The sequence below is a fragment of the Pseudomonas sp. ASL8 genome, from assembly GCF_056680355.1.
The window spans coordinates 3967789-3980749 of the sequence record NZ_CM155278.1; the positions used below are offsets into that span (position 1 = coordinate 3967789).

Here is a 12961-nt window from a genome sequence, read left to right on the forward strand (position 1 = left end):
TGGGGTGAGCTATGTATTTTAACTATTTCAGAAAAAGCGCAAATAAGCCTAATTTTGGAGATGATTCATATCCGAGTTTGTCGAAATTTCCCTTGTTGGATGCTGCAATAAATGAGGCTCAAGCTAATATTCAGGCTCCACGGGGATTGATTCAAAATGCGGCCTTAACCGCGATCTCTGCTGTCTTGCAGGGCCATGTAGATGTTCGTAAACCTAATGGTCAGGTCGCTCCGACCTCGCTGATGCTTCTTGCTATTGCTGACTCGGGTGAAAGGAAGTCAACGGTTGAGAATGTTTTCTTGAAGCCGATTAGAGCCTTTCAGGCTAAGCAGTGCGAGGAGGTGAGGGAGAGTCAGTCGGTGTGGAAGATTAAGTACGATACTTGGACGGTTCGACGTAATGGAGTATTAAAAACGATAATGAAAAAAGCATCAAAAGGTCTTCCTGCTGACGAAGAGGAGAAGGTTCTATTGGCTTTAGAGAAAGAAGCTCCAGTTAAACCAAAAAAATTTAAGATTTTGTATGAGGACTCAACCTCTGAGGCTTTGTTTCATGGGATGTACGAAAACTTACCTACGGCTGGTTTGATTTCAAGTGAAGGTGGCGGTGTTTTAGAAGGGCGCGCCTTTAATGACCTATCAAAGCAAAATGCGATTTGGAGTGGTGACTCAATCACAATTGATCGTAAGACGGCGGAAAGCTTTGAACTTGTTGGCGCACGGCTGACAGTCTCTCTTATGGTCCAGGAGAGCGTATTTTCGAAGTACATAGCTCATAAAGGCGGGGTGTCTAGGGGATCTGGTTTGTGGGCGCGCTTTCTAATCTGTCGCCCGGCTTCAACACAGGGGACTAGGTATGTAAGCACTCAGGCACCGTCCTGGTATCATCAAACACAATTTGCTTCGCGGTTGGAGCACTTTCTTGAGGCGGGTCTTATTTATTTCAGAGAAAATAAAAAAGTAAAAGAAGTGATCGGATTCGACTCCGAAGCGGCTCGGCTTTGGGTGGAAATTGCGAATGATATTGAGTCAAGGATGTGTGCAGGTGGAATACTTTATGGGCTAGGTGATCATGGCTCAAAGTTAGTTGAGGTGATTTCTAGATTGGCTGCATTGCTTCATTGTTTTGAAGGGTTTGAGGGGGATATTTCGATGTCAACCTTGCAGGCGGCGACTGACCTTGCTAAATGGTACTCCAATGAATTTATAAAATTATTTGGGCAAAACTCTAAAGAGAAGGATGAAGAGCAGGAATTAAATTGCTGGCTGGAAAGTTTTCGCATGGTGGGTAAACGGTTTGTTAAGAAGAATTATATTTTGCAGTGCGGGCCTGGAAAATTTAGAAAGAAAGCTGCTCTTGAACATGTTCTATTGCGTCTAGTGAATAATAGTGCTGTCCGGGTTTTGAATTATCCCGGTGACAAAACTGTTTATATCGATCTCTGTCCTTGGCAGGGTGGTGTGCAGATGATGCCAGGCTCTTCTCGGGGTACTAACTTTTTGGGCTCTTTTGATGTTTAGTATTAGGTGTTTTACGAGTTGCGTGAGTTTGTTTGCCTTGGTTTATAGAAAGTGTGTGCAAGGTGGCTATTGCTTGATTATGTATTACTATTTAATTAGATTGTTAGGTTTGTAGTTTGGTTGTTCAATTTAATTGAATCAATTGGTTAATAGTTGGGTAAATAGTAAATTTCATCAGTTGTGCAATAGTTGGCGGTTGTGATGTCAATTGATCATTTGTCAGTAGCATGGCTCCCCAAAGCCATGCTGCTGGTTTCTTGAAGGGGGTAGTGAGTGATAAGTGAAGTTGACTGGATCGATAATGGAGGTGCGTTAGATCTTATGGTTGAGGAAGTCGGAGGGCTTCCTGTGTTAAGGGTGGAGGAAAGCTTGGTATTGGAGTTGCGTTCTATTGAGAAATTAATGTGTGAGCTTGCTGTTAGTAAGGGCTTTTTGTTCTCTTCTTGTACTCATAAACGTGACAGGATAAAAATTAAGGCTGAGAGGCTTGGTCGAAACTTTGTTAACGAGCTGAAGAGGAAGAAGGGGATGTTTGAGCGGTGCTTCCCCTCTCATGAAGTTAACCCTTATGTCGAGTTATTTTTCAAATGTATTGATCGAGTCGATGATCTTCATTCGCTCAAGGTCTGGCCTACGTTACGCAGTGGAGCAGCTGAGGCTTTTTTAGTTCGAATGAATGATCTCGTAGAGTTTGTTCGTTTGGAGCTGTCCAGTGATGTTTTTAAAGCCGTTATGAAACGATTCCGTAAAGCATCCTTTAAGCGAGTTAACAGCTTGGAAGGTTATATAGATGCACTTTTTGCTCGGCACTCTAGGATGCTCGTTGTGCGCGTTGATTTGTCTTATCAGTCAGGCTTTGTAAGTGGTCGTGAAGATTTTTATGGCGATGTTAAAAAGGTCAAAGCGCATTGGGCAAAAATGCAGAAAGATCTACACAAGGGCATTCCAGTTGATGGGTTGTTAGGGTTTGCTTGTAAGCTGGAGTATGGTCAGCTGAAGGGTTTTCACTTTCATTTGTTACTTTTTTATAATGGATCAAATCATCGCCAGGATGGGGTTTTGGCTAGAATGATTGGTGAGTATTGGCGAGACTCAATTACGGTAGGAGCAGGACGCTACTACAATTGCAATGCAGTCAAGGATAAATATAGATATCTTGGAATAGGCATGATTAGTTTTAATCAGTTGGACAGAGTAAGCGCTTTGAAGAATAGGGTAGGCGTCCTACCTGACCAAGGTGGACTATTGGATACGCCTCTCCCCTGAAAGTGGCAGATCATTTTTCAGAGGAAATATGCCTAAGCTGAAGTCTGTGAAGAGAGGGCGCCCCAGGGTCCACAAGCCTGCTCAGGCAGTTCCTCGCACCGCCGCCTAGACACATCCATGGCTTAATGGTCTCTGGCTTTTAGGCTGATTATGGTAGCTGCTGCGCTTGCTAGCCTTGCCGTGAATCCCCAGTCTGAACTTTTTAGGTCTTTTATCATGTCTGTTCTTTTGGCTGGAACTTTTTGAATTGTTTTTTGAGTCGCCTGCCAGAAGTGTTTTGCCGCTTCATTGATAAGCATTAGTGTGGTTGATACATGTTCTGGGTACTGGCTTATAATTTCGTCGCCGAGTATTTTTTTCGATACTTTTGCGTGGTAGTGTCCGTTCGGTAGAATTGCGAAGGCCGCCTGTTCGAGTAAATCATTACCCTCGTATCCGCACTTCTCTTGTAGGTGTTTTTTTATTTTTTCGATAAGCTCTTTCCGCTCATCTTCTGAGGTGATACTTATCTTGTGGATGAATTTTTCCGAGGTTCTGTTTAATTCGAAAAGTTTGTCTGATATCCATTCAAGGTATTCGATGTTTTTATCGAGCTCTGCTATTGTTTCTAGGATTCTATTTGAGTCCTCTGTTCTTATGAGTATATCGGCTTCTCTAATTGTTATCTCTTCCGGCTTGTTGAGTGAGCTTTTTGAGGTGATGAAGAAAGCTGCATCTATTATGAGAGCCGGAAGTGGCTTTAAGCTGGTCTTTAAGAGCTCATGTGCTGAAGTTTGCGTGAGGTCTTTTCCGCTTTCGTAAAAAACTGATAAATTAAAATTATATTTTGAAAGTTCGTCATAATCTACTATTTCCTCCCAGTCGGTCACGCTTATGGAAAGAAACTTTATGTCCAAATCTAATTTTGAATAATAGTCGTGATCTTCGCCAAAAGGCGTGCCTTTATGCAGCTTTGATAGGCTTTGTGCTGTTCTGAGCTCATTGTCATTTAGAGCGATAGCCGAGCCGGATACGTAAACTGTAACTGTTTTCGGGCAGCGGCATAGAAGGGGGATCTGCAGCTTTTTGATTCTGTCTTTGAATTCACTTTCGGAGATACTGTGCTCCTCTAGAAATTCAGTTGCTGATATAACAAGCCCTTTGTTTTTCATTTCTAATCGTGTCCTTGTTTAGCGGTGCTAGTCATTTCTCAGGGCTGTTGGAGTGGCTGTCTATATCAGGCTGGATAAATGTTTGCCGAGAACCTCCCAAGCCTCCGCCATTTCTTTAACATAGCTATGACGTTGATAGGTGCGTTTTACCTTGTTTTCCTCTGTGTGGTTGAGGCAACGTTCAGCCACTTCAGGAAGCACGCCAATAGCAGTCATAATCGTCGCGCCTGTACGCCGTAGGTCGTGAGGCGTCCACTTTCCGCCTGGTAGCAACAATGCTTGGGCTTTGGCGCTACGTCGGCTCATGGAGCCTTGTTCCGGGAGGCGCTGGCGATCTCCTAGCTGCTTGGTTACCGTTTTAGGGCATACATGGTCAGTTATATAGGTGTTCGGGTAGCACCAAGGTGACAGGCTATTAATCTGCTTTACGCGCTTGAAGTGGCTAATGGCAAAGTCTGAAAGGGTGATGCTGTGCGATTTGCCGTTTTTACTATGCTCGGCTGGAATCACCCAAGTGCTTTGCTCCAGATCGATATGCTCCCATCGGGCGCTCAGGAGCTCACCAATTCGACAGCAGGTCGATAGGGCAATCCAGATTGCAGCTTCGGTGGTGACCAGCAGGCCTGCATCAGGGGCTTTCTTAGCAAGCAGCTTGATTTCATCATCACTCAGTACTCGATCGCGCTCGGTGTCTTTGCCACCTATCTTAGCTTTGCGAATACTGGCGCTGGGATCGTGCTCGATCAGGTCGCGGTCTACGGCAAAGCGGAACATTTGGCGCATAAGCGAAAAAACCATCTTGGCCATACGGTTTACACCGCGAGCGAGGAGGGCATCTGTCACCTCGGTGATATGACCCTTTTTCACATCAGCGACAGCTAAGTTGCCCAAGAAGGGCAGAACGTCCTTTTCAAACATCCGACGAGCCTCTGCACCCTTGTCCTTGCGGTTGATGAGATCAACCTTAGCCCATTGCTCGAATAGGTCAGTAACAGTCTTGCGTGCCGCCTGGCGAGCTTGCTCGGCTTCGGCTTCTGCTTTCTCGGCGGTGAGTCGTGCCAATTCACCATCTCGGGCAGCGATACGGGCAGCTTCCTCGGTATCCAGATGTTCACGTAAGTTGCGAGTTCCACTTTGGTAGAGGCGTGACCACTCTCCAGCTTTAGTTCTTGCTTCCTTGAGGGTAAGTCCATCAGTGCCAGTGGCGTCATATGCACCTATGGGCAGAAATACTCTTCCACCGCTGGTGTCGGTATACCTGAAGTAAAACAGGCGCTCGCCATCTGGGCGAAGACGTGCCATGAATCGGCCGCAGCCGCGAGGAGCATCCTCGATCAGCCAGGTAGGTTTGGCTGGTTTTGCGTTCATCTGTTTGTCGGTGATCGTCGCCACTTTCGCTTCCCCAGAAAGGCCAGGCTCCAGATGGTCACCGTTGGGTCACCGTTTCTTGCTGGCTTTGGTAGAATGCTATCGGAAGCGGTTGGACTGTGTAAACTGTGATGATCCAATGAATACAGTGCTTTAGGTGATTTTGTTGTATTTATTAAGACTGGCTTGGATTGCGGTTCACCTTTATGGGGTGCTAGGGGTAGAGTGTTCGAATCACTCCGTCCCGACCATATTTTTCAATGACTTAGGCCAATGTTTACAGCATTGGCCTTTTTCATGCGCGTGACTTTTGCGTGACTCGTCGATTTTTCATGTCTGCCTCCGCTTCTGTGAGTTCACGCCGCTTTTGGCCCTTTTTCGCGGTGCCTTTGGCATCAATCCTGTCTGATATTTCTCTTCCTTTCTCAGTTTTTTCGCATGTCAGATAGCCTTGCAAAACGGCCTGTTTCCGGGCGATTAGGGCGTTTATCCTCACCCGCTCCGCGACGCTAAACCCTGGAAGTTCAGTTCCGACTCTTCGTTCTTAAAGGTCACCATCCCAAATCAGCGAAACCGGCTGTACGTCACGCGTGCCGCGCCTTTGAAGACAAACGGAAGCAGCGAAAGCATCTTTAGGTCGGACTTCCGATTGTGCGCTAGGGAAACGGAACAGGGCGCGGGGAGGGCGCCTCCAGGCCCTGTCTGGTTGGTCAACCGATCTTGTATATTTACGGTGTCACTGATTGATACTGGCAAGTCCACGTTAGTGGGCTAAGAGATGACCAAGTCGGGTCGTCCAGAACTGGCGGATGCCAAAACCGTCGTTTCCGGCGGTCGTGGCATGCAGAACGGCGAGAACTTCAAACACCTGTACGCCTTGGCAGACAAGCTGGGCGCTGCTGTGGGTGCTTCGCGCGCCGCAGTCGACGCAGGTTTCGTACCGAACGACATGCAGGTCGGTCAGACCGGCAAAATCGTTGCGCCACAGCTGTACATCGCGGTCGGTATTTCCGGGGCGATCCAGCATTTGGCCGGTATGAAAGACTCCAAAGTGATCGTTGCGATCAACAAAGACGAAGAAGCGCCTAACTTCCAGGTGGCTGATTACGGCCTGGTGGCTGACTTGTTCTAGGCGGTGCCGCAATTGCAACAATTGATCTGAAACGTGAAGCGATGAGGTCAGGCGCTATGTTCGTAGCGTCTGGCGTACGGTCAGTTGTAGGAGCCTTTGCCTGGCATTTTGATCCCGTGCAGGTTCACTTTGCGATAGAGGGTGGCACGAGAAATCCCCATCTCTTGTGCCGCCAGTATGGGTTTCCACCGATTGCGCACCAGCGTGTCGATCAACGCCTGACGTTCCGGGCTGCCGGACACCGTTTCCTGACCCTTTGCCGGGGCACTAATGCCGAGGGTAGCAGGTAAGTCTTCCACACCAATGACGTGGCTTGTACAGACTGCGCACGCGTAGCGCAGCACGTGATGCAACTGACGCATATTGCCTGGCCAGCTGTAGTTCAAGAGCATTTCCAGCGCCGCTTCGCTCAGTTCGAGCCGCTCTCCCGAACGCTGGCACTCTTCATCCAGCAGCTTGTTGATCAGCGCGAGCTTGTCTTTGCGCTCACGTAGCGGCGGTATGTCGAAGCGCGCTCCACTCAAACGGAAATACAGATCTTCGCGAAAGCCCCCGGTTTCTACCAGCGTAGAAATATCACGGTGGCTGGCGCAAATGACTTGGATGTCGATGGACTGCGGCCGGGCACCGCCCAACGGGGCCACCTCACCCTCACTCAGGACTCTGAGCAGGCGTGTTTGCAACATCAGCGGCATATCCCCGATTTCATCCAGGAACAGCGTGCCACCGTCGGCTTGCTGCAGCAGGCCGCGCATGCCTTTGTTGGATGCGCCGGTGAACGCGCCAGCGGCATATCCGAATAGTTCACTCTCAATGAGGTTCTCGGGTATTGCCGCGCAGTTCACTGCAACGAAAGGCTTGTCACATCGCTTGCTCGCCGCATGCAGTTGCAAGGCGAAGTGTTCTTTGCCCGCTCCGGTCTCGCCATGAATCAGAACCGGCAGCCCGCGGTCCTTGACGCGCACGGCGAGCGCCAACGCTTGAGCAACCTTGGGATCGAGTGCTGAAGCCGCATTGCCAGCCATAGGCACACGGGTGGGTCTTCTTGGCACCTTGAGGCGCACATGCAGACCCATCGACGGCAAGTAGTGGATGCTGTCATCACCGGCGGCCGGTAGCCGCGCTGATGCGAAGGCTTCGTCGATATGAGTGGGGGTCCGGCCACAGCGCTGCAACAGCAGGCGTCGCGCGGCGGGGTTGAGCGCTTCGATGCGGCCATCACGGTCCCAGGCGAACAGGTACTGAGGCTGGCTGTCGACGTAGCCGGGCAGGGGATGGGCCCGTAACACCCACAGGTCCTGGGTGCTGTACATGAAGTAGGCATTTTCAAGGTCGCTGGCACTTTGGATAACCATCTGCCGAATCAGATGCTGGCTGCGCCGGTCATCCGGAGCGCGCACCGAAGATACGTCCAACACCGCCAGGATCTCGCCATTGGGTGAAAATATCGGTGCCGCCGAGCAGGTATTGCCGATGAACGCCGCGCGGAAATGATCATGCTTGTGCACGGTGACCGGCAGTTTGTCGATCAATACAGCGCTGACAGCTGTCGTACCTTCTTCCTTTTCCGACCAGCAGGTGCCGACGTCCATGCCGGAACGGCGGTACTCGCCGCGCAGGGTCGATTCGATCCGGTAGTCGACGGTGCAACCCAGCGTATCGGTGAGCATCACACAGTAATCGGCGTCTCGTACGCGGCTGTGCAGTCGCGACATCTCATCACCGGCCAAGTGCAGGAAATCGTCGACACGCTGGCGGTGTTCATTGATTTGGTGAGCCTCCAGAACCCTGGGGCCCTGCAATGACCCAGGGTCGAGTTTGTAATGCTGTATCGAGCGTCGCCAGGAATCGAGGATGATATTCGGCACCGGCAAGGTCGGGGCATTTCCAGCCGTGCGTAACACGCGATTCACATGTTCGACATGAACCTTAGACAAACCAGAGGACATGGTACCTCCGAAGATTGGATCTTATTTTTCTGTGAGGCTCATTAAAGGCGCGATGGCCGTCCCCTTCAAGCTGAATCGGTCAGCCGGTCCCGGTGAGACATAACATCTCAGCATTCGCAAGGGGACGTGAGGAGGGAGAGCCATTATGTCTTGGTCCCTCCCGCTGTTCTGTCCTCTCACTTAAGTACTCAACCGCTCTGTTACGGACCTTTCAGCCTGTTATTCCGGTATTGGCATTCGACTTGCTCTGACTGTCTCAGTGGGCCGCATGAGACGGCCGTATCTCAATAACAATAATGAACAGAGGCATCACATGAGCGAATCCAAAGCTGTCGATTTCTCCCTTATAGGTAAAGTTGCTCTGGTGACAGGTGCTGGACGTGGTATCGGGCAGGGCATTGCGTTAAGTCTGGCCCAGGCTGGCGCTGACCTGGTGCTCGCGGATTATGATATTGGCATCGCCGAAGAGGCCGCCGCGAACGTTCGCGCCCTGGGTCGTCGAGCTGTCGCCCTGCAAGTCGATGTCAGCAAGGCCGAGAGCGTCGCAAGCATGATTGAACAGGTCAGACAGGCATTTGGCCGTCTCGATGTGGCAGTCAACAACGCCGGTGTGGTCAGCCTCGGCAGGGTCGATGAATTACCGGTCAGCGAATGGGACCGGATCATGAACATCAACGCTCGCGGCGTATTCCTGTGCTGTCAGGCTGAACTCAAGCTGATGCGCGAGCATAAATTCGGGCGAATCATCAACCTGGCCTCGATTGCCGGTAAAGTCGGTTTCCCGGATCTGTCCCATTACAGCGCTTCCAAATTTGCAGTGATCGGCTTTACCAACGCCTTTGCCAAGGAAGTTGCCCGCGAAGGCATCACTGTCAACGCGCTCTGCCCAGGGGTAGTCGGCACCGGTATGTGGCGTGGTGGTGAAGGGCTTTCTGCACGCTGGGCCCTACCTGGAGAAACGGAAGTACAGTCCTGGGAGCGGCACCAGTCCAGCCTCCTGCCCCAAGGGGAAGCCCAAACTGTCGAAGACATGGGCCAACTGGCGGTTTACCTGGCCTGCGCGCCGCATGTCACTGGACAGGCGATAGCCGTCGATGGCGGCTTCTCGCTCTAGTTGAGCTAGCGGGAATGTACTAACCCGCTCACCCCCAATGTTGATAACCACTTTCCCTGGACGCTTAGTTAAGGGAGGCGGATGCGGCTTGCTTGCAGCTTTCAAAAACGCGCTGCCGTTATTGAAGTCTGCGGGCGCAATGACCGAAACAGGAGAACATAATGACAACTACAGTTCTGGCCAAACGTTCCGTTGGCACCGACATCATTAACTACGACGCCATAGTGATTGGCGCGGGCTTTGGGGGCATTTATATGCTCAAGAAGTTGCGCGATGAACTCGGTTTGAACGTTCGCGCCTTTGATAAGGCAGGCGGTATCGGCGGCACTTGGTATTGGAACCGATACCCGGGTGCGTTATCTGACAGTGAGTCTTTTGTCTATTGCTTCTCTTGGGATCGAGAGCTGTGCCAGGAGTGGGATATCACCACTCGCTATCTGACCCAACCGCAAATCTTGTCCTACCTGAACCACGCAGTTGATCGACATGACCTGCGCCGGGATATCCAACTGGAGACAGCAATCACCTCTGCTGTGTTCGACGAGCAAAGCAGTCGCTGGCTGGTCACCACCGATGACGGGCATCAATACAGCGCCAAGTATCTCGTCACGGCGCTGGGCCTGCTTTCAGCGACTAACGTTCCGAAGATCAATGGCCTTGATCAATTCAAGGGCCCTATGTACCACACGGCCAACTGGCCTGCCGATGCTGTGCTGAAGGGCAAGCGGGTAGGCGTCATCGGTACCGGCTCGACCGGTTGCCAAGTCATCACGGCCATCGCGCCAACGGTCGACCACTTGACTGTGTTCCAGCGTTCCGCGCAATACACCGTGCCAGTGGGTAATGGCCCGCTTAGCCCCGAATTTGTCGATGACATCAAGCGCAACTACGACGCCATCTGGAAAGAAGTGCGCTCCTCGCGGTTGGCGTTCGGTTTCCAGGAAAGCGACATTCCAACCATGAGTGTCGACGCTGCCGAGCGAAAAGCCATATTTCAGCGCGCCTGGGACGGTGGTGGCGGTTTTCGCTACATGTTCCAAACCTTTAATGACATCGCCACCAGCGAAGAAGCGAACCTCGCTGCCCAGGACTTTGTGCGGGGAAAAATTGCCGAAATCGTCAATGACCCAGAAACCGCACGCAAGTTGATGCCCCGCGACCTTTACGCAAAACGGCCTCTGTGTGACAGCGGCTACTACGCCACTTTCAACCGGGACAACGTGTCGCTGGTCGACGTTAAGGCCAACCCTATCGAGGAAATCACCGCCAAGGGCATTCGCACCTCGGACGGGGTGGAACACGAGCTGGATGTACTGGTCTTTGCCACCGGCTTCGATGCCGTGGATGGCAACTACAAGCGCATTGATATTCGCGGGCGCGACAATGTCTCGATAAACGATCACTGGGCCGACGGACCCTCCAGCTATATGTCGGTCGCCACCGCCAACTTCCCCAATATGTTCATGATCCTCGGTCCCAACGGTCCTTTCACCAACCTGCCGCCCACCATTGAAACCGAAGTGGAGTGGGTGTCCGAGCTGATTACCTTCATGGAAGAAAACGAGTTGGCATGCGTGGAACCCGATCCGCAAAGCGAACATGAATGGGGCGTGACCTGCCAGGAAATCGCCGATCAGACGCTGTTCGCCAAGACCGACTCTTGGATCTTCGGCGCCAATATCCCCGGCAAGAGCAACAAGGTTTACTTCTACATGGGCGGCTTGGGCGCATTCAGCGAACAACTGACGGCGGTAAAAAACGATGAATACCGCGGCTTCAAGTTCAAGGCCGTGAGTGTAGCGGACAAGCAAACGCAAAAAGCACTGCACTGATCGACAACCGCGAGACTGGCAAAAACGGTTGCACTCGCCTGCTGCGCCAGTGGCCAGGCGAGTGTTGAACGGGCGCAATTGCGCCGCACAAAGGAGAACCTGCAGTGATATTGAACAACCCTGAACTTTTGCGCCAACAAGCCTATATCGACGGTGAATGGCTGGCTGCCGACAACGACACCACCATCACCGTGGTCAACCCGTCGACCCATGTCACCATCGGCCAGGTCCCTCGCATGGGTAAGGCCGAGACCCGTCGTGCCATCGAGGCTGCCGAGCGCGCACTGCCCGCCTGGCGTGAGCTATCGGCGAAGGAGCGCGCCAACACGTTGCGCCGCTGGTACAACCTGATCATCGAGAATCAGCACGATCTGGCCCACATCATGACCCTGGAGCAGGGCAAGCCATTGCCCGAGGCGCTGGGAGAAATCACTTTCGGCGCGTCCTACATCGAGTGGTATGCGGAGGAGGCCAAGCGTGTTTACGGCGATCTGATCCCGGGTGCCGTGGACAAGCGCCTACTGGTCATCAAGCAACCCGTGGGTGTTTGCGCAGCCATCACCCCATGGAACTTCCCTAGCGCGATGATCACCCGCAAAGCCGGACCCGCGTTGGCGGCCGGTTGCACCATGGTCATCAAGCCGGCCTCTCAAACTCCATTTTCGGCATTGGCGTTGGTGTACCTGGCCGAGCAGGCGGGCATTCCAAAAGGAGTACTGTCGGTGGTGACCGGCGTGGCAGCGGAGATTGCAGAAGAGCTCACAAGCAACCCGGCCGTGCGCAAGATTTCTTTTACCGGTTCCACCGAAATCGGTCGCCAGATCATGGAAAAGTGCGCCCACGACATCAAGAAAGTCTCTCTCGAACTAGGCGGTAATGCGCCGTTCATTGTCTTTGAAGATGCCGATCTCGATGCTGCGGTGGAGGGCGCGCTGGCCTCCAAGTTCCGTAACGCCGGGCAAACGTGCGTCTGCGCTAACCGCTTGTACGTCCACGACAAGGTGTACGACACCTTCGTCGACAAACTCTCATCCGCGGTGGGTGCGCTGAAGATCGGCGACGGCTTTGCCGACGGGATCACTCTGGGTCCGCTGATCGATGGCAAGGCTGTTGCCAAGGTGCGCGAGCATATCGAAGACGCGTTGGCCAAGGGCGCGAAGGTCATCAAGGGTGGCGCGGTGCATTCCCTTGGCGGCAACTTCTTCGAACCCACCATCCTGATCGATGTGCCTGACCATGCTCGGGTATCCAAGGAAGAAACCTTCGGCCCGCTGGCGCCGGTCTTCCGCTTCTTTGATGACGCTGAGGTCATCGCCAAAGCCAACGACACGGAGTTCGGTCTCGCGGCGTACTTCTACACCGCGAACATGGGCAGGGTGTTCCGCGTCGGTGAAGCCCTGGAATGCGGCATTGTCGGGGTTAACACCGGAATCATAAGCTCCGAGGCTGCGCCCTTTGGCGGTATCAAGGCGTCCGGTGTCGGCCGGGAAGGTTCCAAGTACGGTCTCGAGGACTACCTCGAAATCAAGTACCTGTGTCTGGCGGGCATCTAACCGGCAGTTAACCCGCCACTGTCCATTTTTCAATGAATCGCTTTCTCCGTGACCGCAACGGCATTGCCCTGCGGTC

At 52.3% G+C, this 12961-nt stretch carries 8 protein-coding genes and 1 pseudogene; 6 read left to right on the forward strand and 3 right to left on the reverse strand.

Going from position 1 to position 12961, the window contains the following annotated elements:
• Positions 1 to 11 precede the first annotated feature (11 nt).
• Positions 12 to 1520 (forward strand): YfjI family protein, encoded by a 1509-nt coding sequence (locus AC1MEA_RS18235; protein ID WP_480416988.1) that lies wholly within the window; start codon positions 12 to 14, stop codon positions 1518 to 1520.
• Positions 1521 to 1793: 273 nt separating this feature from the next.
• Complete coding sequence (locus AC1MEA_RS18240; RefSeq protein WP_480416989.1) at positions 1794 to 2786, forward strand: YagK/YfjJ domain-containing protein; 993 nt, start codon at positions 1794 to 1796, stop codon at positions 2784 to 2786.
• Positions 2787 to 2908: 122 nt separating this feature from the next.
• On the opposite strand, the gene AC1MEA_RS18245 is transcribed toward AC1MEA_RS18240, so the two are convergent.
• Together AC1MEA_RS18245 and AC1MEA_RS18250 are read right to left on the reverse strand one after the other, a co-directional pair.
• Positions 2909 to 3937, reverse strand: coding sequence for a hypothetical protein (locus AC1MEA_RS18245; protein WP_480416990.1), 1029 nt, complete (start codon positions 3935 to 3937; stop codon positions 2909 to 2911).
• Positions 3938 to 3997: 60 nt separating this feature from the next.
• The gene (locus AC1MEA_RS18250) at positions 3998 to 5329 is read right to left on the reverse strand and encodes a tyrosine-type recombinase/integrase (protein WP_480416991.1); all 1332 of its coding nucleotides are present in this window, start codon (positions 5327 to 5329) and stop codon (positions 3998 to 4000) included.
• Between the two features lie 721 nt (positions 5330 to 6050).
• Here AC1MEA_RS18250 and AC1MEA_RS18255 point away from each other — a divergent pair.
• Positions 6051 to 6437, forward strand: a pseudogene (locus tag AC1MEA_RS18255) (FAD-binding protein); the annotation flags it as partial.
• Between the two features lie 80 nt (positions 6438 to 6517).
• Here the strand turns inward: AC1MEA_RS18255 and AC1MEA_RS18260 are convergent.
• A complete protein-coding gene (locus AC1MEA_RS18260) occupies positions 6518 to 8386 on the reverse strand; it encodes a sigma-54-dependent Fis family transcriptional regulator (protein WP_480416992.1) in 1869 nt (622 codons plus the stop codon).
• Between the two features lie 313 nt (positions 8387 to 8699).
• Between AC1MEA_RS18260 and AC1MEA_RS18265 the strand changes: the two genes are divergently transcribed.
• From AC1MEA_RS18265 to gabD, 3 genes are all read left to right on the forward strand, one after another.
• On the forward strand, positions 8700 to 9500 hold the full coding sequence (locus tag AC1MEA_RS18265) for an SDR family NAD(P)-dependent oxidoreductase (RefSeq protein WP_219060120.1): 801 nt from the start codon (positions 8700 to 8702) through the stop codon (positions 9498 to 9500).
• Between the two features lie 161 nt (positions 9501 to 9661).
• Positions 9662 to 11332 carry a flavin-containing monooxygenase gene (locus tag AC1MEA_RS18270; RefSeq protein WP_219060119.1) on the forward strand — a complete coding sequence of 557 codons (1671 nt, stop codon included), beginning with the start codon at positions 9662 to 9664 and terminating at the stop codon, positions 11330 to 11332.
• Positions 11333 to 11436: 104 nt separating this feature from the next.
• Positions 11437 to 12885 (forward strand): NADP-dependent succinate-semialdehyde dehydrogenase, encoded by a 1449-nt coding sequence (gene gabD / locus AC1MEA_RS18275; RefSeq protein WP_480416993.1) that lies wholly within the window; start codon positions 11437 to 11439, stop codon positions 12883 to 12885.
• The last annotated feature ends 76 nt before the right edge of the window (positions 12886 to 12961 follow it).